Annotated in this window: 25 protein-coding genes; 9 read left to right on the top strand and 16 right to left on the bottom strand. The window is 73.1% G+C overall.

From position 1 onward, the window contains the following. Window positions 1-18: 18 nt before the first annotated feature. Window positions 19-759: a hypothetical protein gene (locus ACPZVR_RS20100; RefSeq protein WP_436701455.1), complete on the top strand. Its 741-nt coding sequence runs from the start codon at window positions 19-21 to the stop codon at window positions 757-759. 83 nt (window positions 760-842) lie between these two features. Here ACPZVR_RS20100 and ACPZVR_RS20095 read toward each other — a convergent pair whose 3' ends face one another. The 7 genes from ACPZVR_RS20095 to ACPZVR_RS20065 all read right to left on the bottom strand — a co-directional run bounded on the left by ACPZVR_RS20095 (window position 843) and on the right by ACPZVR_RS20065 (window position 9,003). Next, a complete protein-coding gene (locus ACPZVR_RS20095; protein ID WP_436701454.1) occupies window positions 843-1,178 on the bottom strand; it encodes a 4a-hydroxytetrahydrobiopterin dehydratase in 336 nt (111 codons plus the stop codon). A 45-nt stretch (window positions 1,179-1,223) separates the two neighbouring features. After that, window positions 1,224-1,907, bottom strand: coding sequence for a response regulator (locus ACPZVR_RS20090; protein WP_436701453.1), 684 nt, complete (start codon window positions 1,905-1,907; stop codon window positions 1,224-1,226). After that, the gene (locus tag ACPZVR_RS20085) at window positions 1,904-4,471 is read right to left on the bottom strand and encodes a DUF4118 domain-containing protein (protein WP_436701452.1); all 2,568 of its coding nucleotides are present in this window, start codon (window positions 4,469-4,471) and stop codon (window positions 1,904-1,906) included. The genes ACPZVR_RS20090 and ACPZVR_RS20085 overlap by 4 nt, the downstream gene beginning before the upstream one ends. 43 nt (window positions 4,472-4,514) lie before the next feature. Continuing rightward, entirely contained in the window at window positions 4,515-5,102 is a 588-nt protein-coding gene (gene kdpC, locus ACPZVR_RS20080; RefSeq protein ID WP_436701451.1) for a potassium-transporting ATPase subunit KdpC, read from the bottom strand. A 15-nt stretch (window positions 5,103-5,117) separates the two neighbouring features. Further along, the gene (gene kdpB, locus ACPZVR_RS20075; RefSeq protein WP_436701514.1) at window positions 5,118-7,133 is read right to left on the bottom strand and encodes a potassium-transporting ATPase subunit KdpB; all 2,016 of its coding nucleotides are present in this window, start codon (window positions 7,131-7,133) and stop codon (window positions 5,118-5,120) included. 122 nt (window positions 7,134-7,255) lie between these two features. Then, window positions 7,256-8,914 carry a potassium-transporting ATPase subunit KdpA gene (gene kdpA, locus ACPZVR_RS20070; RefSeq protein WP_436701450.1) on the bottom strand — a complete coding sequence of 553 codons (1,659 nt, stop codon included), beginning with the start codon at window positions 8,912-8,914 and terminating at the stop codon, window positions 7,256-7,258. Continuing rightward, window positions 8,914-9,003: a potassium-transporting ATPase subunit F gene (locus ACPZVR_RS20065; protein WP_436701449.1), complete on the bottom strand. Its 90-nt coding sequence runs from the start codon at window positions 9,001-9,003 to the stop codon at window positions 8,914-8,916. The genes kdpA and ACPZVR_RS20065 overlap by 1 nt, the downstream gene beginning before the upstream one ends. Before the next feature lie 197 nt (window positions 9,004-9,200). On the opposite strand from ACPZVR_RS20065, the gene ACPZVR_RS20060 reads away from it, so the two are divergent. Next, window positions 9,201-9,683: an acyl-CoA thioesterase gene (locus tag ACPZVR_RS20060; RefSeq protein ID WP_436701448.1), complete on the top strand. Its 483-nt coding sequence runs from the start codon at window positions 9,201-9,203 to the stop codon at window positions 9,681-9,683. On the opposite strand, the gene ACPZVR_RS20055 is transcribed toward ACPZVR_RS20060, so the two are convergent. The 4 genes from ACPZVR_RS20055 to ACPZVR_RS20040 all read right to left on the bottom strand — a co-directional run bounded on the left by ACPZVR_RS20055 (window position 9,661) and on the right by ACPZVR_RS20040 (window position 13,218). Then, window positions 9,661-10,416: a DUF4184 family protein gene (locus ACPZVR_RS20055; protein ID WP_436701447.1), complete on the bottom strand. Its 756-nt coding sequence runs from the start codon at window positions 10,414-10,416 to the stop codon at window positions 9,661-9,663. The genes ACPZVR_RS20060 and ACPZVR_RS20055 overlap by 23 nt on opposite strands. A 1-nt stretch (window position 10,417) precedes the next feature. Then, window positions 10,418-10,720, bottom strand: coding sequence for a DUF1905 domain-containing protein (locus ACPZVR_RS20050; protein WP_436701446.1), 303 nt, complete (start codon window positions 10,718-10,720; stop codon window positions 10,418-10,420). A 171-nt stretch (window positions 10,721-10,891) separates the two neighbouring features. Continuing rightward, the gene (locus tag ACPZVR_RS20045) at window positions 10,892-12,184 is read right to left on the bottom strand and encodes an ankyrin repeat domain-containing protein (protein ID WP_436701445.1); all 1,293 of its coding nucleotides are present in this window, start codon (window positions 12,182-12,184) and stop codon (window positions 10,892-10,894) included. Next, a complete protein-coding gene (locus ACPZVR_RS20040; protein ID WP_436701444.1) occupies window positions 12,181-13,218 on the bottom strand; it encodes an SMP-30/gluconolactonase/LRE family protein in 1,038 nt (345 codons plus the stop codon). Before ACPZVR_RS20040 ends, ACPZVR_RS20045 begins: the two co-directional genes overlap by 4 nt. A 156-nt stretch (window positions 13,219-13,374) precedes the next feature. On the opposite strand from ACPZVR_RS20040, the gene ACPZVR_RS20035 reads away from it, so the two are divergent. The 3 genes from ACPZVR_RS20035 to ACPZVR_RS20025 are packed head-to-tail and all read left to right on the top strand — an operon-like array spanning window position 13,375 to window position 15,745. Next, on the top strand, window positions 13,375-14,616 hold the full coding sequence (locus ACPZVR_RS20035; protein ID WP_436701443.1) for a sensor histidine kinase: 1,242 nt from the start codon (window positions 13,375-13,377) through the stop codon (window positions 14,614-14,616). After that, a complete protein-coding gene (locus ACPZVR_RS20030) occupies window positions 14,613-15,239 on the top strand; it encodes a response regulator (RefSeq protein WP_436701442.1) in 627 nt (208 codons plus the stop codon). Before ACPZVR_RS20035 ends, ACPZVR_RS20030 begins: the two co-directional genes overlap by 4 nt. A 26-nt stretch (window positions 15,240-15,265) precedes the next feature. Further along, window positions 15,266-15,745, top strand: a complete 480-nt coding sequence (locus tag ACPZVR_RS20025) for a nucleoside deaminase (protein ID WP_436701441.1) — start codon at window positions 15,266-15,268, stop codon at window positions 15,743-15,745. 119 nt (window positions 15,746-15,864) lie between these two features. Here ACPZVR_RS20025 and ACPZVR_RS20020 read toward each other — a convergent pair whose 3' ends face one another. Next, entirely contained in the window at window positions 15,865-17,067 is a 1,203-nt protein-coding gene (locus tag ACPZVR_RS20020) for an NAD(P)/FAD-dependent oxidoreductase (RefSeq protein WP_436701440.1), read from the bottom strand. After that, complete coding sequence (gene folE / locus ACPZVR_RS20015) at window positions 17,064-17,669, bottom strand: GTP cyclohydrolase I (protein ID WP_436701439.1); 606 nt, start codon at window positions 17,667-17,669, stop codon at window positions 17,064-17,066. The genes ACPZVR_RS20020 and folE overlap by 4 nt, the downstream gene beginning before the upstream one ends. A 66-nt stretch (window positions 17,670-17,735) precedes the next feature. On the opposite strand from folE, the gene ACPZVR_RS20010 reads away from it, so the two are divergent. Then, window positions 17,736-18,371, top strand: coding sequence for a pentapeptide repeat-containing protein (locus tag ACPZVR_RS20010; RefSeq protein ID WP_436701438.1), 636 nt, complete (start codon window positions 17,736-17,738; stop codon window positions 18,369-18,371). Between the two features lie 23 nt (window positions 18,372-18,394). On the opposite strand, the gene ACPZVR_RS20005 is transcribed toward ACPZVR_RS20010, so the two are convergent. Together ACPZVR_RS20005 and ACPZVR_RS20000 are read right to left on the bottom strand one after the other, a co-directional pair. Beyond that, window positions 18,395-18,664 (bottom strand): hypothetical protein, encoded by a 270-nt coding sequence (locus ACPZVR_RS20005; RefSeq protein WP_436701437.1) that lies wholly within the window; start codon window positions 18,662-18,664, stop codon window positions 18,395-18,397. Window positions 18,665-18,714: 50 nt separating this feature from the next. Continuing rightward, window positions 18,715-19,788, bottom strand: a complete 1,074-nt coding sequence (locus ACPZVR_RS20000) for an oxygenase MpaB family protein (protein WP_436701436.1) — start codon at window positions 19,786-19,788, stop codon at window positions 18,715-18,717. Window positions 19,789-19,840: 52 nt separating this feature from the next. On the opposite strand from ACPZVR_RS20000, the gene ACPZVR_RS19995 reads away from it, so the two are divergent. From ACPZVR_RS19995 to ACPZVR_RS19985, 3 genes are read left to right on the top strand one after another with little or no spacing between them, the layout of a single operon-like run. Continuing rightward, the gene (locus ACPZVR_RS19995; protein ID WP_436701435.1) at window positions 19,841-20,452 is read left to right on the top strand and encodes a TetR/AcrR family transcriptional regulator; all 612 of its coding nucleotides are present in this window, start codon (window positions 19,841-19,843) and stop codon (window positions 20,450-20,452) included. 5 nt (window positions 20,453-20,457) lie between these two features. Then, complete coding sequence (locus ACPZVR_RS19990; protein WP_436701513.1) at window positions 20,458-20,937, top strand: GNAT family N-acetyltransferase; 480 nt, start codon at window positions 20,458-20,460, stop codon at window positions 20,935-20,937. Then, on the top strand, window positions 20,934-21,428 hold the full coding sequence (locus tag ACPZVR_RS19985) for a GNAT family N-acetyltransferase (protein ID WP_436701434.1): 495 nt from the start codon (window positions 20,934-20,936) through the stop codon (window positions 21,426-21,428). Before ACPZVR_RS19990 ends, ACPZVR_RS19985 begins: the two co-directional genes overlap by 4 nt. On the opposite strand, the gene ACPZVR_RS19980 is transcribed toward ACPZVR_RS19985, so the two are convergent. Then, complete coding sequence (locus ACPZVR_RS19980; RefSeq protein WP_436701433.1) at window positions 21,394-22,242, bottom strand: helix-turn-helix domain-containing protein; 849 nt, start codon at window positions 22,240-22,242, stop codon at window positions 21,394-21,396. The genes ACPZVR_RS19985 and ACPZVR_RS19980 overlap by 35 nt on opposite strands. Between the last annotated feature and the right edge of the window lie 10 nt (window positions 22,243-22,252).

The following is a 22,252-nucleotide window of genomic DNA, read 5'->3' as shown; positions in this document are numbered from 1 at the left end:
TCAGACGGAGTCAGCTCCGTGCGCATCTTCATCGACGAGGGAACGAGCGCGGCCAGAACCTTCGACGTGAGTGTGTCGGGTGCGCCGGTCAACGTGCCGGGCTCGGGCCCGCACACGATCCGGATCGCCAACATCGAGTCCGACGGGAGCGCCGGGATGTCGAGCCCGACGCAGAGCTTCACGCTGGTGCTTCCACCGCCCGGACCGCCCGGCATCTCCATCAATGCCGGCGCGCAGTACACGAACTCGCGCCACGTGACGCTGAAGGTGGTCTGGCCGGCGTACTACCGCGACGGGATGATCATCGACAATGACGGCGGGTTCGCGAACTTCCAGTCGCCTGAGCTCGCTGCCTCGGTCCCGTGGACTCTCGTCGGCTCCGGTGATGAGAAGCTACCGAAGACGGTGTACGTCCGGTTCGTTCGCGTCGACCCCAACTTCTCGGGGAGTACCTACAGCGAGCAGACGTTCACCGATGACATCGTGCTGGACCTGACCTCGCCGGTGGTCAAGGCGGCGACCTCCACGAGCAGCAGGAGCTCGGTGACACAGCGGCTGGCCGCCCGCAGATACAGGGTCAGAGTCCGCGCGACCGACAAGGTGTCGGGTGTCGCGCAGGTGCAGTTCGCGACGAAGAAGGCTCATCCGCGTGGCCTCAGGAAGTTCGACCGCAAGGCCTTCGTCCTCAAGAAGACGCCGCGCTTCGTCAGGGTCGTCGACCTTGCCGGCAACTACTCGGCGTGGAAGAGGATCACCTGACGCGTGCTCTGACCTTCTGCGCCGCAAGGGGCATGAAGGTGCGCCAACACCCAACTCACGGGCGACGCCACGCGACGAACAGGTCACTCCCAGGCGACGACAGCCTCCGGGTCGGCGGCGACGCCGAGGTTGCGCGCGGCAGCCGAGATCCGCTGGGCGAGGTCGAGGTCGGCGGTGGTGAGGGACTCGGTGTCGTGGGTCGCCAGCCGGACGGCGAGCGTGGGATAGCCGAGCTTCAGGTCGGGGTGGTGGTCGGCGGCCTCGGCGAGCTCGCCGATCGCGTTGACCAGGGCGAGCCCGGTGGCGAAGGTGCCGGTGCGGAAGACGGCGAAGGCGTGCCAGCCCAGCACCCGCCAGTCGCCGACCTCCTCGGCCGCCGCGAACTGCTCCGCACTGATCTGCTCATAGCTGCGTGCCATGACTCCGACCGTACGCCGTGCGCACCGGCCTGTCGTGCGGGACCGTCAGCCGCCCTCGGGGAGCAGGCGGTAGCCGATGCCGGGCTCGGTGACGAAGATCCGCGGCGCGGACGGGTTGTGCTCGAGCTTGCGCCGGATGCTGGCGAGGTGGACGCGCAGATAGTTGGTCTGGCGCTCGTAGCCGGGGCCCCAGACCGCGTGCAGCAGCTCGGACTGCCGGACCAGACGTCCCCGGCGCCGGGCGAGGGTCTCGACGATCCGCCACTCGATCGGCGTCAGGTGGATCTCGTCGCCGGACCGGACCGCGCGGGACTCGGTGACGTCGAGCCGGAGGTCGTCGACGGTGACGACCAGGGCCGGCTCGGCCACGCTCGACCGGCGGGTCGTCACGCGGATGCGGGCCAGCAGCTCCTCGATCGAGAACGGCTTGGTGATGAAGTCGTCGGCTCCGAGGTCGAGCGCCTCGACCTTGTCGTCCGGCTCGCTGCGCGCCGACACCACGATGACGGGAACCTGGGTGAAGGTGCGCAGCCGGGTCAGCACGCTGATCCCGTCGATGTCGGGCAGACCCAGGTCCAGCAGGATGACGTCGGGCATCCGCTCGTCGACGATCTGCAGCGCCGAGCGTCCGTCGGCGGCGGTCCCGACGTCGTAGTCGCGCGCACGCAGGTTGATGGAGAGCGTGCGCAGGATCGCCGGATCGTCGTCGACGGCCAGCACGAAGGTCATCGGCTCCCCTCTCCGGGCACGGATGCGACGGATGCGGCGGCCGCGGGCGGCCGGGGGAACTCCAGCACGAAGGTCAGCCCGCCGGCCGGGGTGTCCTCGGTCGCGATCGTGCCACCCATCGCCTCGGTGAGACCACGGGCGACCGCCAGGCCCAGACCGACGCCGTCCTTGTGCGGTACGTCGCCGAGGCGCTGGAAGGGCGCGAAGAGCTGGTCCTGGTGGTGGTCGGGCACGCCCGGGCCGTTGTCGCTGATGCGCAGGATCGCCCGCGGGCCGGCGCTGCTGTCGTCGATCGCGGTGCCGTCGATGCGGATGTCCGCGCCGAGCGGGGTGTACTTCAGGGCGTTCTCGGCGATATTGGCCACGACCCGGTCGAGCAGTCCCGCGTCGGCGAGGACCGTGAGGTCCCGTGGGACGTCGACCGTGATCCGCTCGTTGCCGACGAGGGGCGCGAGGGCGTGGGTCACGGCCCGCCCGAGGCTGACCTCGGCGAGCCGGGCGTCGACGGCGCCGGTGTGGATCCGGCTCATGTCGAGCAGGTTGGTCACCAGCGCGGTGAGCCGGTCCGCCGCGTCCTCGATCGTCTCCAGGAGCTCGGCCTGATCCTCCTCCGAGAACGTGACGACCTCGCTGCGCAGGCTGGACACCGACGCCTTGACCGCCGCCAGGGGCGAGCGCAGGTCGTGCGACACCGCTGCCAGCAGCGCGGTGCGGGTCCGGTCGGCCTCCGCCAGGCGGAGTCGCTCGACCTCCGCGCGTCCGGCGCTCTGCCGCTCGGCCATCACCTTCGCGTACGCGGCGTACGCGTTGAGCAGCGCGCGTTCCGAGGCGCTGTGGTTGCCGCCGCGCAGGACCAGGACCGTGTCGTCGTCGATCGCGGTCGAGATGTCCGTCGCCTCGACGCAGGTGGGTGCCTCACCCACCGACGCCACCGACGCCACGGCGTCGAGGGCACCGCGCGCGTCGCGCCGCAGGATCGCGCCTCCGGTCGCGTTGAACACCTCGCACGCCGAGCGGAGCAGACCCGCGAGGTCGTCGCTGGAGCTCAGCAGGCTGTGGGCGAGGACGGTCAGCGCGTCGGCCTCGGCACGCGCCTTCCGCGCTTCCGCGGAGCGGCGGGCCGCGTGATCGACGACGGTGGCCACGGCGATGCCGACGACGACGAAGAGGACGATCGCCAGCGCGTTGCCCGGCTCGGCGATCGTCAGCTCGTAGAGCGGCGGCGTGAAGAGCAGGTTGAGGAGCAGGCCGCTGCTCAGGGCCGCGATGACGGCCGGCACCAGCCCGCCGATGAGGGCCGTGGCCACCACGACCGCCATCAGCATCATCGCCTCGGAGGGCAGTCCGTGGAAGCGGTCGGTCAGCTTGAGCAGGCCGCTGACGGCGAGCGGGGCGATCAGGGCGAACAGGTAGCCGCTGACCCGGCGCCGCACCCCCAGCAGGCTCTCGCGCGGGGGCGGGCCGACCCGCCGCCGTACGTAGTCGTGGGTGACGATGTGGACGTCGATGTCGCCCGAGGCGGCGATGACCCGTTCGCCGATCCCGGGCCGCGCGAGCGCCGAGAGCCGGCCGCGGCGGCTGGCGCCGATGATGACCTGGTTGGCGTTCTCGGCCCGCGCGAACTCGAGGATCGCCTCGGCGGCGTCGTCGCCGACGGTGGTGTGGAGGGTGCCGCCCAGGTCCTCGGCCTTGGCCCGCAGCGCGGCGAGCCGGTCGGGCGCGACGCCGCTGAGGCCGTCGTGCCGGGTGACGTAGAGGGCCTGCCACTCACCGCCGGCGCGCCGGGACGCGATCCGGGCCGCCCGGCGCATCAGGGTCGCGGACTCGGGACCACCGGTCACCGCGGCGACGATCCGCTCGCGGGTCGCCCAGGTGCCCTTGATGTCGTGCTGGTCGCGGTAGCGCTCGAGACCCTCGTCGACCCGGTCGGCCAGCCAGAGCAGCGCCAGCTCACGCAGCGCCGTGAGGTTGCCCTCGCGGAAGTAGTTCGCGAGGGCGGCGTCCACCCGCTCGGGCGCGTAGATGTTCCCGTGGGCCATCCGCCGGCGCAGCGACTGCGGACTCATGTCGACGAGCTCGATCTGGTCGGCGGACCGGACCACGGCGTCGGGGACCGTCTCCCGCTGACGTACGCCGGTGATCGACTCGGTCACGTCGTTGAGCGACTCCAGGTGCTGGATGTTGACGGTGGTGATCACCTCGATCCCGGCGTCCCGCAGCGCCTCGACGTCCTGCCAGCGCTTCTCGTGCCGCCCGCCCGGGACGTTGGTGTGGGCCAGCTCGTCGACGAGTACGACGCTCGGCCGGCGCGCCAGGACGGCGTCGAGGTCCATCTCCTCCTGGACCGTGCCGCGATAGGCGACCCGTCTGCGCGGCACCACCTCCAGGTCGCCGAGCGCACCGATCGTCTTCGAGCGCCCGTGCGTCTCGACGTACCCGACGACGACGTCGGTGCCGCGTCCCCGCCGCCGGTGTCCCTCGTCGAGCATCGCGTAGGTCTTCCCGACGCCGGGGGCGGCACCGAGGTAGACGCGCAGCCGTCCGCGGGCGTCGGCCGTCTCCATGACCCCAGTCTCTACCCGTCGCCCCGCGGTTGCGTGCGCGACCTCATGCCTTCGCCCGGAGGATCGCGACGTTGAGGGTCACCACGTTGACGCCCGGCTCGCCCGCGAAGCCGAGGAACCGGCCCTGGGTGTGCTCCTCGATCAGGCGGCGCACGGTGGCCAGGCTCAACCCGTTCGCGGCGGCCACCCGGGCCGCCTGGAGATCGGCGTAGGCGGGCGAGATGTGCGGGTCGAGTCCCGAGCCCGACGCGGTGAGCGCATCGGCGGGGACGGCGGACTCGGCCACGCCCTCGGACGCGGCGACCGCCGTACGACGCTCCGCGATCGCGGCGGCGAGGTCGGGGCTCAGCGGTCCCAGGTTGCTGGGCGCCGACGCCAGCGGGTCGTAGTCGTTGGCCGAGGGCCGCGGGTGGAACCACTGCGCGCCCTCGAAGCTCTGTCCCAGGAGGGCGGATCCCACGACCTGTCCGTCGACGCGGACCGGCTGGCCGTCGGCTCGGTCCCCGAGCGTGCGGCCGACCGCCCACACGGCCACGGGATAGCCGATCCCGAGGACGACGGTGAACACGACGAGGAGCCGGAGGGCGGCCAGGGACTGGCGGGCGAGGTCGGCGAATGTCGAGGCAACCATGGTGATCGGACCCTTCTAGGAGCCCAGGCCGGGGACAGTGGAGACGAGCAGGTCGATGAGCTTGATCCCGGCGAACGGCACGAGGAGCCCCCCGAGACCGAAGACGAGGATGTTGCGGCGCAGGATCGACGTCGCGGATGCCGCGCGGAACCGGACGCCGCGCAGCGCGAGCGGGATCAGCGCGACGATCACGAGCGCGTTGAAGATCACCGCGGAGAGGATCGCCGACTGCGGCGACGCCAGGCCCATGACGTTGAGGCGGTCGAGGGACGGGTAGGCCGCGACGAACATGGCGGGGATGATCGCGAAGTACTTCGCCACGTCGTTCGCGATCGAGAAGGTCGTCAGGGCGCCACGGGTGATGAGCAGCTGCTTGCCGATCTCGACGATGTCGATGAGCTTCGTGGGGTCCGAGTCGAGGTCGACCATGTTGCCGGCCTCCTTCGCGGCGGCCGTGCCGCTGTTCATCGCGACCCCGACGTCGGCGGCCGCCAGTGCCGGAGCGTCGTTCGTGCCGTCGCCCGTCATCGCGACCAGCCGGCCGCCCGCCTGCTCCTGGCGGATGTAGGCCAGCTTGTCCTCGGGGGTGGCCTCGGCGAGGAAGTCATCGACCCCCGCCTCGTCCGCGATCGCGCGAGCGGTGAGTGCGTTGTCGCCGGTGACCATCACGGTCCGGATGCCCATCGCCCGCAGCTGCGCGAAGCGCTCGGCCATCCCGTCCTTCACCACGTCCTTGAGGTGCACGACGCCGAGGACGTCGGCCCGGCCGCTCGAGCTCCGCTCGGCGATTACGAGCGGAGTGCCGCCGTCCCTCGCGATCGCGTCGACGGCCTCGACCACCGCCGGGACGGGTTCGGCCCCCAGCCAGCCTGCGACCGCCGAGCCGGCACCCTTGCGGATCTGCGTGCCGTCGGCGAGATCGACGCCGGACATGCGGGTCTGGGCGGTGAACGCGACGAACTCGGCGCCGGCGGGAAGGTCGCGGTCGTCGGCCCCCAGCCGCAGCGCGAGCTCGACGATCGACCTGCCCTCCGGGGTCTGGTCGGCCAGGCTCGAGACCCGGGCCGCGTCCCGCAGCCGCTCCTCGCTCACGCCCGGGGCGGCGACGAAGCGGGCGGCCTGCCGGTTGCCGTAGGTGATGGTTCCGGTCTTGTCGAGCAGCAGCGTGCTGACGTCACCGGCGGCCTCCACCGCGCGACCGGACATCGCCAGGACGTTGACCCGGACCAGGCGGTCCATCCCGGCGATGCCGATCGCCGAGAGGAGGGCGCCGATGGTGGTCGGGATCAGGCAGACGAGCAGGGCGATGAGGACAACGACGTCCTGCGGGGCCCCGGCGTACTCGGCCATCGGGGCCAATGTGGCGACCGCGGCGAGGAAGACGAGGGTCAGGCTCGTCAGCAGGATCGACAGCGCGATCTCGTTCGGCGTCTTGCGCCGCGACGTGCCCTCGACCAGGGCGATCATCTTGTCCAGGAAGGTCTCGCCCGCGGCCGCGGTGATCTCGACGACGATCCGGTCGGACAGGACGCGGGTGCCACCGGTGACGGCGCTGCGGTCACCGCCCGCCTCGCGGATGACCGGCGCGGACTCGCCCGTGATCGCGGACTCGTCGACCGAGGCGATCCCCTCCACGATGTCGCCGTCGCCCGGGATCACCTCGCCCGCCTCCACCGCGACGCGATCGCCCACCGTGAGCCGGGTGCCGGGCACCCGGGTCTGGACACCCGAGGCGTCGAGCAGCCGCGCGACGGTGTCGGAGCGCGTCGCCCGCAGCGACGCGGCCTGGGCCCGGCCGCGCCCCTCCGCCACCGCCTCGGCGAGATTGCCGAAGATCACGGTCAGCCACAGCCAGGCGGCGAGGGAGACGGTGAACGCGCCCGGGTCCGCGATCGCGGCGACGGTGGTGCCGACCGAGCCGAGCCACACGAGGAACATGACGGGCGCCCGCCACAGGTGGCGGGGATCGAGCTTGCGCAGCGCCTCGGGGAACTGCGCGGCGCCCTGCGCGAGCAGGACCCGCAGGGTCATGCCGGCGGCGGTCCGGTACGCCGGGTCGGCGCCCCCGCCGGTCCGGTCCGCGGCGGATCGGTCCGCGCCGGGTCGGTCCGCGCCGGGACGGACGGAGGGGGTCGACGAGGGTCGTGAGGTGGTCATGCGAGGGCCTCCGCGATCGGTCCGAGGGCGAGCGCCGGGAAGTAGGTGAGGCCGGTCATGATCACGATGACGCCGACCAGCATCCCGACGAAGAGCGGCTGGTGGGTGGGAAGGGTCCCGGCGGTGACCGGGACCTTGCCCTGCTGGGCGAGCGAGCCGGCCAGCAGCAGGACCAGCACGATCGGGATCAGCCGGCCGAGCAGCATCGCCAGGCCGAGCGTGATCTGGAAGAAGTCCGAGGTGACGGTGATGCCGCCGAACGCGCTGCCGTTGTTGTTGGCGGCCGAGGTGTAGGCGTAGAGCACCTCGCTGAAGCCGTGGCCACCCGCGTTGCCCATGGCGTCGGCGGTGGAGTCGCGGGAGATGGCCACGCCGGTGCCGACGAGCACCAGCGCCGGGGTCGTGAGTGTGTAGAGCGCGACGTAGGTCATCTGCCGGGCGCTGATCTTCTTGCCCAGCAGCTCGGGGGTCCGCCCGACCATGAGGCCGCAGACGAACACGGCGAGGATCGCCATGATCAAGATGCCGTAGATGCCCGCACCGACACCGCCGGGCGCGATCTCCCCGAGCATCATGTTCAGCAGCACCGTCCCGCCGCCGACCGGGGTCATCGAGTCGTGCGCGGAGTTGACGGCACCGGTCGAGGTGCCGGTCGTGGCCACCGCGAACAGAGCCGAGCCCCACTCGCCGAACCGGGTCTCCTTGCCCTCCATGGCGGCGCCGGCCACCTGCGCCGTCGGCGACTGCGCGCTGACCTCCGCCCAGGTCGTCAGCACGAGGGCGGCGATCATGAGCACGCCCATCGCGCCGAGGACCGCGAGCCCCTGCCGGTGGTTGCCGAGCATCGTGCCCAGGGTGCGGGTCAACGAGATCGGCAGCACCAGGATCAGGAAGATCTGGAAGAGGTTCGTGAACGCGTTCGGGTTCTCGAAGGGGTGCGCCGCGTTCGCGTTGAAGAAGCCTCCCCCGTTGTTGCCGAGGTTCTTGATCACCTCCTGGCTGGCGACCGGTCCGCCGGGCAGCACCTGGCTCTGGCCCGACAGCGTCGTCATCGTGCTGTCGTGGAAGTTCTGCACGACGCCCCCGAGGAGCAGGAGGACGGCGCCCACGAACGCGATCGGCAGCAGGATCCGCAGGGTGCCGCGGGTCAGGTCGACCCAGAAGTTGCCGAGCGACCCGCTGCTCACCCGCACGAACCCGCGGATCAGCGCGACCGCGACGGCGATGCCGACCGCCGCGGACAGGAAGTTCTGCACCGCCAGGCCGGCCATCTGTGCCGTGAACCCGAGGGTCGACTCGCCGGCGTAGGACTGCCAGTTGGTGTTGGCGACGAACGAGATCGCGGTGTTGAAGGACATCCAGAACGGCATGCCCTCGAGCTCACGGCTCATCGGGAGGTGGGCCTGGGCCAGCAGGATGCCCATCAGCAGCACGATGCTGGCGAGGGAGAACCCCACGACGCTCAGCGCGTAGGCCTTGGGGCTCTGCTCGGCGTCGGGGCTGACTCCCGTGAGGCGGTAGATCCCGCGCTCGACGCGCAGGTGCCGCCCACCGGTGAACACCCGCGCCATGTAGTCGCCCAGGGGCACGTACACGATCGCGAGCAACGCGATGAGGACGGCGATCGACAACAGACCGCCAGCGGTGTCGGACACTAGAAACGCTCCGGCAGGATCAGGGCCACGAGCAGGTAGACCGCGACGGCGATCACCCCTGCGATCAGGAGGCCGGCTTCGATGCTCATGACTCCAGCAAAGTGCCGCGCACGGTGGGGATCCGCGGTGTTGACGCGATCTTGACGCGGCTTGACGCGCATTTGCCGATCCCGCGGTCGTCAGCTGTAACTACCTGTTCATGTCACCACCGCACCGGTCTACGGGTGCGGTGGTGACACGAACAGGTAGTTACAGCCGTCGGCGGGCGGCTGAGAGGATGCGCCCCGTGGGTGACGTCTTCGACTGCGAGATCCAGGCGCGGATGCGCGACATCAACCTCGGCGGTCACGTCGACAACGTGGAGGCACTCCGGGTGCTCGACGAGGCGCGGCTGCGGTTCTTCCGGCATGCCCGCCTCTCGCTCGACGGCGAGGCGGGCCAGGGGGCCGGCCTGCTGCGCGATCTCCCACCAGGGGTCGCCGAGCTGGTCGGCTCCCAGCGCGTCGACTACCACGCCGAGATGCGCTTCGCCGCCTTCCAGCCCTTCCTGGTGCGGATCTGGGTCAGCCATGTCGGACGGTCGTCGTTCGCCGTCTCGCTCGAGCTCCGCGTCGCGCCCGACCACCCACCGGCGGTGGTCGCGGAGACCTCGGCCGTGTTCTGGGACACCGCCGCCGGCGCGGCCTGGCCCATCTCCGAGGCGGTGCGCGCGGCCCTGACCCGGTACGCCGGCCCGCCGGTGGCCCTCAGGGAGCGGCCGGGCCGCTGACGTCGTCGGTCGCGGTCGCGGGCTCTCCCGCCAGGTGCCAGGCCACGGCCACCACACCGAGCAGGCCCGCCAGGGCGAGGATGCCGGCGACGGCGGCGGCGAAGGCCGCGGGGTGCCAACCGGCATCGAGGTGCAGGAGGCCGACGGTCAGCGAGACCGCGGTCGCGGCGCCGAACCCGGCCGGCAGCGTCGCCGCGGGCAGCCGTCGCGGTCGCGGTGGGCGTCGGGGCGAGCGGGCGACGTACCCGGCGATCGCCAGGACGGTCACCAGCAGGCCGACGACCCCCGAGGCGAACTGCGCCCACTGCTGTCCCGGCAGCGGTCCGTGCGTCTCCTGAAGCCATGCCACGTGCCGCACCCCCCAGCGGCCCTCGTGGGTGAACGCGTCCCACACCACGTGCGTCGTCGAACCGAGGATCGCCGCGATCGGCGCGAGCAGCCAGGCACGGTGCCCCACCCGGACCCGCGCCGGGAGCCGGTCCCGGACGGACGCGGGGGCGGTGTCGACCAGCGCGTCGCGACCCCAGCCGTCCCAGAACGCCAGCAGCACCAGCGTGACGAGCAGGTCGATGGTGACGATGCCGAGCACGCTGTGGGTGAGCTCGTAGAGTCCCCACGTCCGTCCGAGGACAGGCAGGTCCGGGGCCATCGAGCCGATCACCAGGGCAGAGAGCGGCAGCCCCAGTCCCCGGAGCGGCAGGACGGCCGCCGGATGGGCCAGGGTGACCGGCACGTCAGCCTCCGGCGGCGGCGCGAGAGGCCAGGTCGAGCTCGGCCGTCAGCTCCTGGCCGACCTCGATCCCCTCGGCCCGTCGTACGGCGACCCGCAGCGGCACCAGGTAGCGCCCGTCCTTCGGGAACAGCGCGGTGCGGAAGCCGGTGTCCCCGATCCGGACGTCGACGGCCACCTGGCCCCAGTACTCCAGCCCTCGCGCCGCCTCCTTGATGTCCTCGCTCTCCTCGTCCGGCACCGCGAGGAAGACGAAGGGCGCTGGTCCGCGCCATTCGATGACGGGACCGGTGCAGGAGAAGGGCACTCAGTAACCGTAGCCGCCGTCGCGCAGCGACGAGCGGTCGTCACCGAGGCCGCGACCGAAGCCGCTGCCCCATGCGCCCCTCCAGCCCGCGCGACACGCCCTCCCGAACCGCCTCCCGAACCGCGCAGGGGCTCCGGCAGGGGCTCGGGCAGGGGGCCCACCGCCCGCGGGTCAGCGCCGCAGCAGGGCCGCGATGGCGTCGTACCCGCGCTGCTCGGCGTGCCTCAGCGGTGTCACGCCCTCCCGGTCGGCGATGGCCGGATCGGCACCGGCCTCGAGCAGGATGCGGACGATCTCCTGGTAGGGCGCGCTGCCGTTGCCCAGGATGATCGCCTCCAGCAGGGCGGTCCAGCCGAGGTCGTTGACGTGGTCGATGTCCACCTCGGTCCGCACGACGCGGCGAATGTAGTCGACGTGGCCGCGTTCGCCCGCGGGAATCGGCGAGAGTCCGCCGTACCTGTTCTCGATCGTCAGGTCGGGGTCCGCCGGGAGCAGCGCCTCCAGCATCGCGACGCTGCCGGTCACACCGGTGACCAGCCACGGGGTGTCGTGACGATCGTCGAGCGCGTCCGGGTCCGCGCCCATCGCGACGAGGAGCTCGGCGACCGCGACCCGGTCGTAGGTCGCGGCGAGGAGCAGCGCGGTGCGCTCGTTGCCGTCGCGGGCCTCGATGTCCGCACCGGCACGGAGGGCCACCGCGACGGCGTCCGCGTCGCCGGTGCGGGCGGCACGCAGCAACGCGGCGTCGGCGTCGGCGGGCGGCTCGGCGGTGGTCACGTTCCTCACGATCCTCTCCAGGCCCACGAAGCCGCGCTCGCGGGCCATCTGCAACGGGGTCAGCCCCGCCGAGGGCGAGACCGTGTCGAGCCGGACGCCGCCGGCGGCGAGCGCCCGCACCGTCGTGGCGTAGGCGCGGGTGTCCTCGCCGAGCCAGACGGCCTCGTGGATGGCCTGGTAGCCGATCCGGTTGACGTGGTCGCGGTCGATCCCGGCGCGCAGCAGCTCCCCGACCACCAGCCCGTGGCCCCGCTCGGCGGCGCGGATCAGCCCGGTGCCGTTCCAGCTGTCCTTGTCGTCGACCTGCGCGCCGTTGCGCAGCGTCAGGCGCAGCAGCTCGAGGTGACCCTCGCTGGTCGCGACGAGGTACGCCGACTGCTCGGTGTCGTCCTTGGCGTTGACGTCGGCGCCCTGCTTCACCAGGCGACGCGCGGCCGTGACGTCGTTCGCCCAGGCGGCAGCGCGCAGGCGCCGGTCGAGCTCGGCCTGCGGGAGGGCGGGGGAGTCCGGCGCCGCCGGTGCCTGATCCGCCGACGCCGGGGCGTCGGAACGTGCGACGGGGCTCGCCGGCCGGACCGCGCCGGTGGACGTCCCCGACCGGTCGGCGGGGTCGCCGCCCCCGCACGCGCCCAGGACGAGCGCGAGCGGGAGGGCGGTCGCCCCGAGGACGGCGAGCCGGCCCCTCATCGGGTCGGGTCCGCGATGACCTCGTAGGGACCCGAGGCGACCTGCTCGTCGAACTTGCTGTCGACGTACAGGATCTGGCCGCGGATCTCCTTGGCGGTGGTCAGCACGCGGTCGGGCGCGGAGGCACGCTGACGGATGAGCTTCGCCTTGCGGCCGTCGGCGGACAGGCGCAGGGTCGCGATCTGCTTCTTGAAGTTGCGGACCACGGTGAGGCGGTTGCCCTGCAGGACCAGGCCGTCGGCGTCGGTGAGGTCGGCGCCGCCTGTGCGCACCTGACGGACCTTGCCGGTCGCCAATGCGAAGCGCCACAGCTTGCCGGTGTTGCCCTGCGCCACGACCAGCGCCTTCCGGTCCGCGCTGACGACGATGCCGCCGAGGTTGAAGCCCGGGGCACCGGCGATCTTGTCGGTGGCGTCGGCCCACAGCTTCGCGGTCCACCCCTTCTTGCCCGGGGCGACCCGGTAGATCTCGGCGTCCTTGGAGTTGGTGAAGTACGCCGCTCCGTCGGGGCCGATCGCGACGTCGTTGAGGAAGACGGGCTTGCCGGGGACCTGCAGGGCGGCGAGGAGCCGCCCCGACTTCGAGTAGACCCACAGGTCGGGGCGGGACGGGTTGTCCGTGCCCGCGGGGTCGATGCCGTTGGGGCCGCCGTTGCTGATGCCGTTGGGCCCACCGGCGACGAAGAGGCGGCCCTTGTCGTCGACGGTCATGCCGCGCGCGGTGAACCGGCCGTCGGTGCCGTGGCCCGCGAGCCATTCCCGCGTCCGGGCGGTGCCGACCGTGCCGCGGTGCACCTCGCCGCCGGTGACCTCGCTGACGTAGAAGCGGCCGCGCTTCTCGTCGGCGGCGATGCCCTCGAACTTCGAGCCCGCCGGGTTGGCCGCGTCGACCGGGTCGCCGGTGAGCAGGTAGCTCGCCGCGCGGCCGTGGTCGCGGTCCTGGTCGGCGACGGCAGGGGTGGCGCCGAACGCGGCACCCAGGGTGCTCACGGCGGTGGCGGCGAGCAGGGTGCTGGCGATGGTCGTGCGGTTCATGGATCTCTCCTGGCTGTGTCGATTGGCTGTGTCGATCGGCTGGATGTCCTCCACCGTGCCGCGCCGGCGACGACGGGACGTCGGGCAGCCGGCTACCCCTCGATAGCCGAATGGTTGATGCCGGGGTCGGTCCTCGCTCCCTAGGGTGGGCCCACCATGTCCCTGCCGTCGCTCCCCTCCCTCCCGTCCGGCCGCCGCCGGCCCGGCGAGCACGGCATCCTCGCGCCCGCGGGCGGGCTCGACCGCTGGCTGCTCGTCGTCCTCGTCGTCCTGCTCGTGACCTGCGCGGTGCGGTACGTCGACCACCACGCGCTCGACGCGGCCGGGGTCGCCGTCCTGGCCGGTGCCGTCGTGCTCGGCCTCGCCTACGCGACCCGCGGTCTCCTGGCCGACCGCAGCTGGTGGCCGACGGTGTGGGTGACCGGCATGGTCGTGCTGTGGGGAGCACTGACCGCCGTCGCCCCCTCGTTCGCCTGGTGCGCGGTGCCGGTGGCGTTCGCGGTGCTGCGCGTGCTGCCGTTCCCCTGGGCGGTCGGCACGGTCGTGGTGATGACCGTGCTGCTGACCGCGGCCTGGCAGCGGATCACCGACGGCTTCGACCCGGTGCAGGTGGCCGGACCGATCGGCGTCGGACTGGTCACCGTGCTCGCCTACCGCGCGCTCGACCTGGAGTCACGGGCCCGCCAGGACCTGCTCGACCGGCTCGTCGAGGCGCAGGCCGAGCTCGCCGAGGAGCAGCACCGCACCGGAGCGCTGGCCGAGCGGACCCGCCTCTCGCGGGAGATCCACGACTCCGTCGGGCAGGGACTCTCCAGCATCAACCTGCTGCTCCAGGCCGCCGAGCAGGCCTGGTCCGTGCAGCCGGCGGCGGCACGGGAGCACGTCCGCACCGCCGCGGCGACCGCCCGCGACGGTCTCGACGAGGTCCGCCGCGTGGTCCGCGACCTCGCACCGGCCGAGCTCGCCGGCGACGACACCGGTGTCGCGCTGCCCGAGGCGCTGCGCCGCGCCGCCGAGCAGTGGGCACAGGCCGCTCCCGGCACCCGGGTGGAGGTCCGCGTCGACGGCGACCCGGTCGTCGTACCCCCGGAGGTGGCGGCGGCCCTGGTCCGCACCGCCCGGGGCGCGCTGGCCAACGTGCGCGAGCACGCCGGAGCCACCCGGGTCGCGCTGACCCTGACCTACCACCTCGACGAGGTGGTCCTGGACGTGCGCGACGACGGTCGCGGCTTCGAGCCCGCGCGGGTACGGCCCTCCGGCACCCGTGGCCGCGGCCTGGCCGGCGTCCGCGACCGGGCGGCGGTCCTCGGGGGTCGCGCCGACGTCGAGAGCGCTCCCGGCGAGGGCACGACCGTGTCGGTCCGCTTCCCGCTGCGGGACGAGAAGGAGGAGCGATGATCCGCATCGTGCTGGTCGACGACCACCCGGTGATCCGGGCCGGGCTGCGCGCCCTGGTCGACGGGCAGGAGGACCTGTCGGTCGTCGGCGAGGCCGACGGCCTCGAGCGCGCGGTGGCCGTCGTCACCGAGGACCGGCCCGACGTCGTGCTGATGGACCTGAGCCTGGGCGACGGCGAGGCCGGGGGCGCGGAGGTGACCGCCGCGCTGCGGGCCCTGGCGGCGCCGCCCGAGGTGCTGGTGCTGACGACCTACGACACCGAGTCCGACATCCTGCGGGCGCTGGAGGCCGGCGCCCGCGGCTACCTGCTCAAGGACGCACCGCCCGACGAGCTGTTCGCGGGCATCCGCGCCACCGCCCGCGGCGAGACGGTGCTCGCGCCGTCCGTGGCCGCGACCCTGGTCCGGCGTACGACGCCCGGCGCGGTCACCATCACCGAGCGCGAGGTCGAGGTGCTCGAGCTCCTCTCCCGCGGGCTGGGCAACAAGGAGATGGCGCGCGAGCTCTTCGTCTCCGAGGCCACCGTGAAGTCGCACCTGTCGCACATCTACACCAAGCTCGGGGTCGACACCCGGGCCGGCGCCGTCGCGGCCGCGATCGAGCGCCGCATCATCCGTGCCTGACCATCGAGCCTGAGGAGGCCCCTGTCATGTCCGTCTCCGCCGAGGACCTGCGCCACCTGGAGCGCTGCGTCGAGCTGGCCGAGGCGGCCGTCGCCGCCGGCGACGAGCCGTTCGGGTCGGTGCTGGTCGCCGCCGACGGCTCGGTGCTCCTGGAGGACCACAACCACGTCAACGCCGGCAACGGCACCCGGCACCCCGAGCTCGCGATCGCCCTGTGGGCCGCCGAGAACGTGCCGCTCGCCGAGCGGGCGTCGCTGACCGTCTACACGTCGGGCGAGCACTGCGCGATGTGCTCCGCCGCGCACGCCTGGGCCGGCCTGGGCCGGATCGTGTTCGCGACCTCCACGCCCCAGCTCGTGCGCTGGTACGCCGAGCTCGGCCTGCCCGCCTCCCCGGTCACCCCGCTGCGGATCACCGACGTCGCTCCCGGGGTGCCGGTCGACGGGCCGGTCGAGGAGTACGCCGAGCGGGTCCGGGCGCTGCACGTACGGCATCACTCCGGCTGATTCCTGGGCGCCCGGGCCGCGGGACCGGCGCGAAAAGTGCTGCGGTTTGGGACCAATCCGCGCAATTTCGGGGCCTGGGCATGCGGTCTGTGCCCAAACGCGAACTGGTCAGACCAGTGTCAGGCGAGGTCGGCGAGCGGCACCGAGGGGTCGCGGACGGCGTCGGTGACGGGCCCGCCGACCACCGCGCGCAGTGGGTCGATCGCGTCCCAGTCGTTGAGATGCATGCCCGCCAGGACACGGTCGCCGCGCAGCCACAGCACGCTCGCTCGGCGCGCGGACAGGTCGCCGCGGACCACGAGGCCGTCGTAGCCGCGGGCATCGACATGGCCGACGTACTCCATCCCGAGGTCGTACTGGTCGGTGAAGAAGTACGGCAGCCGCGTGTAGGGCTCGTCGCCGCCGAGCATGACCCGGGCGGCGTGGCGGCCGTGGTGGATGGCGGTGTCCCAGTGCTCGACCCGGACCCGGATCCCGAGGCCGGGATGGTCGTGGTTCGCGACGTCGCCGGCGGCGAGCACGTGCGGGTCGGGTGTGCGCAGCCGGGCGTCGACGAGGATCCCGTCGTCGACGGCCAGCCCGGCCTGCGCGGCCAGCCGGTCGGTGGGTGCGACGCCGACGGCGACGAGGAGCAGGTCGGCGACGACCGGCTCGGAGCCGTCGACGTGGACCACGACCCTGCCGTCGGCGTGGTCGATGCCGGCGACCCGGACGCCGAGCCGCAGGTCGACGCCCTGCTCGCGGTGCAGGTCGGCGAAGACGGTCGCGAGCTCGTCGCCGAGCACCCGCTGGAGCGGCAGGGCGGCCGCCTCGAGCACGGTCACCTCGGCGCCGCGCTGCCGGGCGGCGGACGCGACCTCGAGCCCGATCCAGCCGGCGCCGATGATCGCGACCCGGGCACCCTCGGTCAGCCGCTCGCGCAGCGCCAGCGCGTCGTCGAGCGTGCGCAGGTGGAGCACGGGCGCGCCCGACGCGTCGCCCAGGGGCAGGTGGCGCGGGGTGGCTCCGGTCGCGAGCAGCAGCCGGTCGTAGGGAAGCGCCTCGGACCCGAGCAGCACCCGCCGCCGGTCGAGGTCGAGCCCGGTCGCGACGGTCCCGGCACGCACCTCGACCTGCTGCTCGTCGTACCACGCGCGCGGGTGGACGAGCGCCGCGTCCGGCTCCGTCGACCCGAGGAGGAGGCCCTTGGAGAGCGGGGGACGCTCGTACGGCGGGTGCGGCTCCTCGGCCACGACGACGATATCGCCGCTGTGGCCCTGCTCGCGCAGCTCGGCGACCGCGCTGGCGGCCGCCAGGCCGCCGCCCACCACGACGACGTTCATCGCCGGCCCCGGGTCAGGTCGAGGAACTCGGCGCGGCTGCGGGCGTCGTCGCGCAGCTGCCCGAACAGTGCCGACGTGAGGGTGCGCGACCCGGTCGCCCGGGCCCCGCGCAGGCTCATGCAGGTGTGCTGGGCGTCGATGACCACCCCGACGCCGCGGGGCTGGAGCTCGCGCCGGAGATGGTCGGCGATCCGCTTGGTCAGCCGCTCCTGGGTCTGCGGCCGGCGCGCGTGGTGGTCGACCATGCGGGCGAACTTCGACAGGCCCAGGATCCGCGCTCCGGGGAGGTAGCCCACGTGCGCCACCCCGACGAAGGGCAGCATGTGGTGCTCGCACAGCGACTGGACCGGGATGTCCTCGACGAGCACGAGCTCGTCGTACTCGTCGTCGTTGGGGAACGTCGTCAGCTCGAACTCCGGCGGCGAGGTGAGCTCGACCAGGGCGTCGACCATCCGCCGGGGCGTGTCGGCGAGATGCTCGACGGTGAGGTCGAGGCCGAGCGCGGTGAGCAGGTCCACGGCCGCGTCGTGCGCGGCCGCGCGGTCGACCGTGGGGCCGTCGGTGACGATCCGGGGACGCCACTTCTCCTCTAAAATAGTCACAGTTCCAATTTAGAACCCGAGGAGGCGCCGCTGTCAACCGTCGGACCCGGGGCGCAGACTCCTCCCATGGCTGAGCGACGACACGGCACCCCGCCCCCGCCCACCGACGACGAGGTGGTCGCCGAGCGCTGGGACGGCGAGGACCTCTCGGGGCGCACCTTCCGGCGGGTGGCGTTCGTCGACGTCGACCTGACCGACGTGGTCGCCCGGGGCACCACCTTCGACGAGTGCTCGTTCCGGGGCTGCGACCTCAACGGCGGGCGGTACGTCGACAGCGGGTTCCTCAACTGCACCTTCACCAGGTCGGCCTTCTTCGGCGCCCGCTTCGAGGGCTGCAAGCTGGTCGGGTCGATGTTCGACCGCTGCCGGTTCGGGCCGATCGAGATCGTCGGCGGCAACTGGCAGTTCGTGGGCCTGCCCGGCGCCGATCTGCGGCAGGCGACGATCCGCCGCGCCGACCTCCGCGAGGCGGATCTCACCGGCGCCCGGCTCACCAAGGCGACGCTCCATCACGTCGACCTCGGCGGGGCCTGGCTGCACCAGGCCGACCTGGCGGGCGCCGACCTCCGCGGCTCAGACCTGTCCGCCGTCGACCCGGTCGCCGCCTCGCTCGGCAACGCCGTGGTCGACCTCGACCAGGCAGTCGCCCTGGTGCGGGCCCTCGGGCTGCGCGTGGAGGAGGCGGTGCCCCTGGAGGCCTGAGCCCGCCCCGCCGATCCCGCCGGTCAGTCCCGCCGGACGGCGTCGAGGACCGCGTCGAGCCTCTCCTTGAGCGCGGGCACCTCGTCGAGCAGCGCGAGCTTGTCGTTGAGGTCGCCGAGCAGGGTCTGCACCTGCCCCAGCACGTCGCGGGTCTCCGCGAGCGTGGCGTCCACGGTGGTCAGCTTGCCGTCGACGTCGACCAGGGTCGTGTCGACGCTGGCCAGTGCGGCCTCGGCGCTCTTGAGCACCTTGTCGGTGCGCTTGAGGACGTCGGCGACGGGATTGAGACCCACGGAGCTCTCCTTCGGTACGACGGCGGGAGGGTCACTGTGCCAGGGGGCGCTCAGCCGAGGCGACCGAGCACCGGCTCCGACTCGAGCAGCCCGGCGTCACTGGGCGCCTCGCCCCGGCCGAACACCTTGTCGTGCTGTCGCGCGCGCCAGGCCAGGTGGGCCTCGGCCGGCCGGTCGTAGCCGTAGCGCCGCTGCGCCGCCCGGGGCGTCAGCACCTCCGGGCTCTCCGGCGGCACGCCGAGCAGGACCGGCGCGACCACCGGGACCGTGCTGGGCGAGAGCACGCCGAGGATCCGCAGCTGCAGGCGCGTGCTCGTCGCGAGGGCGGCGAAGGTCGCCCGGAGCACCGGGCGCGCGAGGAGGTCCATCACCCGCGGCTGGGTGAGGTCGCCCATCTCGCGCATCCAGTGCGGGAGCGTCGCGATGACGCCCGCGCGGAAGAACCGGCCGACCACCCAACGGGCCGGGCGGGCCACGAGCGGCACGTCGTCGGCGAGCTGGCTGACGTCCATCAGGTGCGCCATCGCCCGGCGGGCGATGGGCGAGCCGGACAGTAGGGGACGCATCCGGGCGTAGTAGGCGTGCAGCTCTGCCCGCGAGCGCGGGACGTCGTCGGGCGAGCAGGTCTGCAGCTCGGCGGCTCGGGCGCACTCGGCCCAGTACCGCGCCTCCTCGGCCTCCGACAGCCGGCCCGGCCCGTACCGCTCGTAGGCCTTGAGCACGGAGTGCCAGCCGGTCACGAGGATCCACAGCTGCGAGTCCGGGTCGTTGGCGTCGTACCGGCCGCCGGCATAGGGCTCGGTGCCGATCGCCTTGCTGTGGACCTTGACCAGCACGTCCGCAGCCCGGGCCGTGGTCCGGCTGTCACCGAAGACGACCAGGGCGAAGTAGTGGATCGTGCGGTCGTAGCGGGTCTTCGGCCGCCGGTAGATGTCCTGGGTGCGGTCGACCGAGGCCACGAGGTTCGGGTCGAGCTCCTCCACCACGACCGCGCGGCTGAACCCGACCGTCAGCGAGGTCGGATAGCCCCAGACCTTCCACGCCACCGAGTCGGGACCGAAGAACCCGTGATCCGCGGCGGGGGTCACCTCGCGCCTGCGCCGCGCCTTCGTCGTGAGCACCATGGGAACCAGAATGCTACACATCTGTAGTAAATGGAACCCTAGAGTGGAGGCCATGTCCGAGCCGGCCCGCAAGCGACGTCCGTACGCCCCGCGCGTGCCGATGGCCGCGCGTCGCGAGCAGCTGCTGGACGCGGCGCTGACGATCATCGACCGCGACGGCTACGACGGCGTCTCGATCGACGCGATCGCCCGGGAGGCCGGAGTCACCCGGCCCGTCGTCTACAGCGCCTTCGACGGGCTCGGCCCGCTGCTGACCGCCCTGCTCGACCGCCAGCAGGAGCGCGCCCTGGCCCAGCTGTTCGCCGCCCTGCCCCTCGACGCCGCGGGCGACGACCCGGTCGCGGTGGTCGGGCGCGCGGTCCCGGCGCTGCATGCGATGGTGCTCGCCGACCCGGTGACCTGGCGCGCGATCCTGGCCTCCCCCGCCACGGTCCCCGCGGTCGTGCGGGAGCGGATCGAGGGCGACCGGGAACGGGTCCGCGCGGTCATCGAGCAGCTCGTCGCGGGCGTGCTCGGCGACGCCGCGGACACCGAGGTGCTCTCCCAGGGCATCCTCGCGCTGCTCGACCACTTCGGCCGGCTGGTCCTCGCGGACCCCGGACGGTTCACCGCCGAGCGCCTGGCCGGCGTCGTCGGCTCGCTCACGAAGGCATGGTTCGCATGACCGATCTGCCCGCGCGGCCGGCCGTCCGGCTCGCCACCCCCGCCGACGCCTATGTCATCGGCGGCCTGCTCTTCGACTTCAACACCGAGTTCGAGTCACCGACGCCGAGCGCGGCCGACTTCGGCGACCGGTTCACCTCCCTGCTGGCCCGGCCCGACGTCTTCGTCGTCCTGGCCGCCGACCCCGCCACCGGAGCGGCGACCGGGTTCGGCTACCTCACCCTCCGTCCCACGCCGTACGGCGACGGCCCGCTCGCCCAGCTCGAGGAGCTCTATGTCGTGCCCATGCTGCGTGACCGCGGCATCGGCACCGCCCTGCTCACGACGGCGGTCGCCGAGGTCGAGCGGCGCGGCGGGATCGAGGTGCACATCAACGTCGACGAGATCGACACCGACACCCGCCGGTTCTACGAGCGGCACGGCTTCTCGAACATCCAGCCCGGCGAGGACTTCCGGATGCTCTGCTACCTGCGGGAGCTCGGATGAGCGCCGCACCCCGGCTCCGCCCGGCCCGCCCCGGCGAGGCGGCGCGACTCTCGGCACTGGCCCTGCGCTCGAAGGGCCACTGGGGCTACGACGCCGCCTTCCTCGACGCGTGCCGCGAGGAGCTCACGCTGCGCGACGACCAGCTCGCCGCGCGGCGTACCGTCGTCGCCGAACTGCCCGACGGTCGGATCGTCGGCTTCCGCACCCTCGAGGGCCGGCCTCCGGTCGGGGAGCTCGGCATGATGTTCGTCGATCCCGACGCGATCGGCCGAGGCATCGGCCGGGCCCTGATCGCGGACCTGCTCGCCGAGGCCCGGGCGTCGGGCTTCCGCCTGATCACCATCGACGCCGACCCGAACGCCGAGGCGTTCTACCTGGCGCAGGGCGCGGTCCGGGTGGGCGCGACGCCCTCGGGATCGATCCCCGGGCGGGTCCTGCCGCGGCTCGAGCTGCGCCTCAGCCCGGACGCCCCGGCGCCGGCTCCGCGCTGAACTCCCCCGGCGTCAGTCCGGTGGCGGCGCGGAAGTCGCGGGTGAAGTGCGCCTGGTCGGCGTACCCGAGCTCCGCGGCCACGCGGGCGAGGTCGACGGTGGCGCCGGCCCGCAGCAGCTCGGCGGCGTCGTGCAGACGTCGGCGCTGGATCAGCCACTTCGGGGAGAGCCCGATCCGGCGTCGGGTCAGCCGCTGCAGGGCCCGCTCGCCGAGGCCGAACTTGGCACAGACCTGGGCGACCCGCTGCACCTCGCGGTCGCCCTCGACGTACTCGACGACGGCGTTGACCAGCCGCCCCTCCTCGTCCACGGGCACCAGGACGCCGAGCGCCTCGGCCACGAGCGCGCACGCCTGTCGCTGGCGGTCGATCCCGGCGGGGTCGTCGCCGAGGACCGCGGTGACCGCGCGGACCAGGCCGGCCGCGTCGAGGCCCGCGACGGTGGCCAGGTCGCGTCGCTCGTTGGTCAGCCCCGCCACCGGCCCGCCCGCCAGCAGCACGCCGGCGGCCGGCTGCATCATCACGCCGACGACCCACCCGGAGCCGCTCAGCTCCTCGGTGGTCAGCCCGGAGTGCGGCCCCACCAGCTGTGCGCCGTCGGGGCCGACGACGACCTGGCACACGGGGTACTGCAGCACCCGCTGCACGGAGGTCTCCCCCGGCGGCAGGGACCAGACCGGCACCCAGAAGCGGCGTACCGCGTCCGCGAGCGCCGGCGGCGGGGCGTAGCGCCGCAGCGAGGGACTGAACCCGCGGGCGTCGTGCAGCTGGGCGGGCTCGACCACGTCGAGCGGTCCGTCCGGCAGCCAGCGCATGTGTCGGATT

Origin of the sequence: Nocardioides segetis, from assembly GCF_051390595.1 — a bacterium.
Classification (GTDB): Bacteria; Actinomycetota; Actinomycetes; order Propionibacteriales; family Nocardioidaceae; genus Nocardioides.
This window is presented reverse-complemented; position numbering and strand designations above follow the sequence as displayed.

What these genes read in the sequence shown, in the direction of transcription:
- ACPZVR_RS20095 (WP_436701454.1), bottom strand. Translation starts at nt 1,178, where the DNA reads ATGGCACGCAGCTATGAGCAGATCAGTGCGGAGCAGTTCGCGGCGGCC.
- ACPZVR_RS20090 (WP_436701453.1), bottom strand. Translation starts at nt 1,907, where the DNA reads ATGACCTTCGTGCTGGCCGTCGACGACGATCCGGCGATCCTGCGCACG.
- ACPZVR_RS20085 (WP_436701452.1), bottom strand. Translation starts at nt 4,471, where the DNA reads ATGGAGACGGCCGACGCCCGCGGACGGCTGCGCGTCTACCTCGGTGCC.
- kdpC (WP_436701451.1), bottom strand. Translation starts at nt 5,102, where the DNA reads ATGGTTGCCTCGACATTCGCCGACCTCGCCCGCCAGTCCCTGGCCGCC.
- kdpB (WP_436701514.1), bottom strand. Translation starts at nt 7,133, where the DNA reads ATGACCCTGCGGGTCCTGCTCGCGCAGGGCGCCGCGCAGTTCCCCGAG.
- ACPZVR_RS20065 (WP_436701449.1), bottom strand. Translation starts at nt 9,003, where the DNA reads ATGAGCATCGAAGCCGGCCTCCTGATCGCAGGGGTGATCGCCGTCGCG.
- ACPZVR_RS20045 (WP_436701445.1), bottom strand. Translation starts at nt 12,184, where the DNA reads ATGAGGGGCCGGCTCGCCGTCCTCGGGGCGACCGCCCTCCCGCTCGCG.
- ACPZVR_RS20040 (WP_436701444.1), bottom strand. Translation starts at nt 13,218, where the DNA reads ATGAACCGCACGACCATCGCCAGCACCCTGCTCGCCGCCACCGCCGTG.
- ACPZVR_RS20035 (WP_436701443.1), top strand. Translation starts at nt 13,375, where the DNA reads ATGTCCCTGCCGTCGCTCCCCTCCCTCCCGTCCGGCCGCCGCCGGCCC.
- ACPZVR_RS20030 (WP_436701442.1), top strand. Translation starts at nt 14,613, where the DNA reads ATGATCCGCATCGTGCTGGTCGACGACCACCCGGTGATCCGGGCCGGG.
- ACPZVR_RS20025 (WP_436701441.1), top strand. Translation starts at nt 15,266, where the DNA reads ATGTCCGTCTCCGCCGAGGACCTGCGCCACCTGGAGCGCTGCGTCGAG.
- ACPZVR_RS20020 (WP_436701440.1), bottom strand. Translation starts at nt 17,067, where the DNA reads ATGAACGTCGTCGTGGTGGGCGGCGGCCTGGCGGCCGCCAGCGCGGTC.
- ACPZVR_RS20010 (WP_436701438.1), top strand. Translation starts at nt 17,736, where the DNA reads ATGGCTGAGCGACGACACGGCACCCCGCCCCCGCCCACCGACGACGAG.
- ACPZVR_RS20000 (WP_436701436.1), bottom strand. Translation starts at nt 19,788, where the DNA reads ATGGTGCTCACGACGAAGGCGCGGCGCAGGCGCGAGGTGACCCCCGCC.
- ACPZVR_RS19995 (WP_436701435.1), top strand. Translation starts at nt 19,841, where the DNA reads ATGTCCGAGCCGGCCCGCAAGCGACGTCCGTACGCCCCGCGCGTGCCG.
- ACPZVR_RS19985 (WP_436701434.1), top strand. Translation starts at nt 20,934, where the DNA reads ATGAGCGCCGCACCCCGGCTCCGCCCGGCCCGCCCCGGCGAGGCGGCG.
- ACPZVR_RS19980 (WP_436701433.1), bottom strand. Translation starts at nt 22,242, where the DNA reads ATGCGCTGGCTGCCGGACGGACCGCTCGACGTGGTCGAGCCCGCCCAG.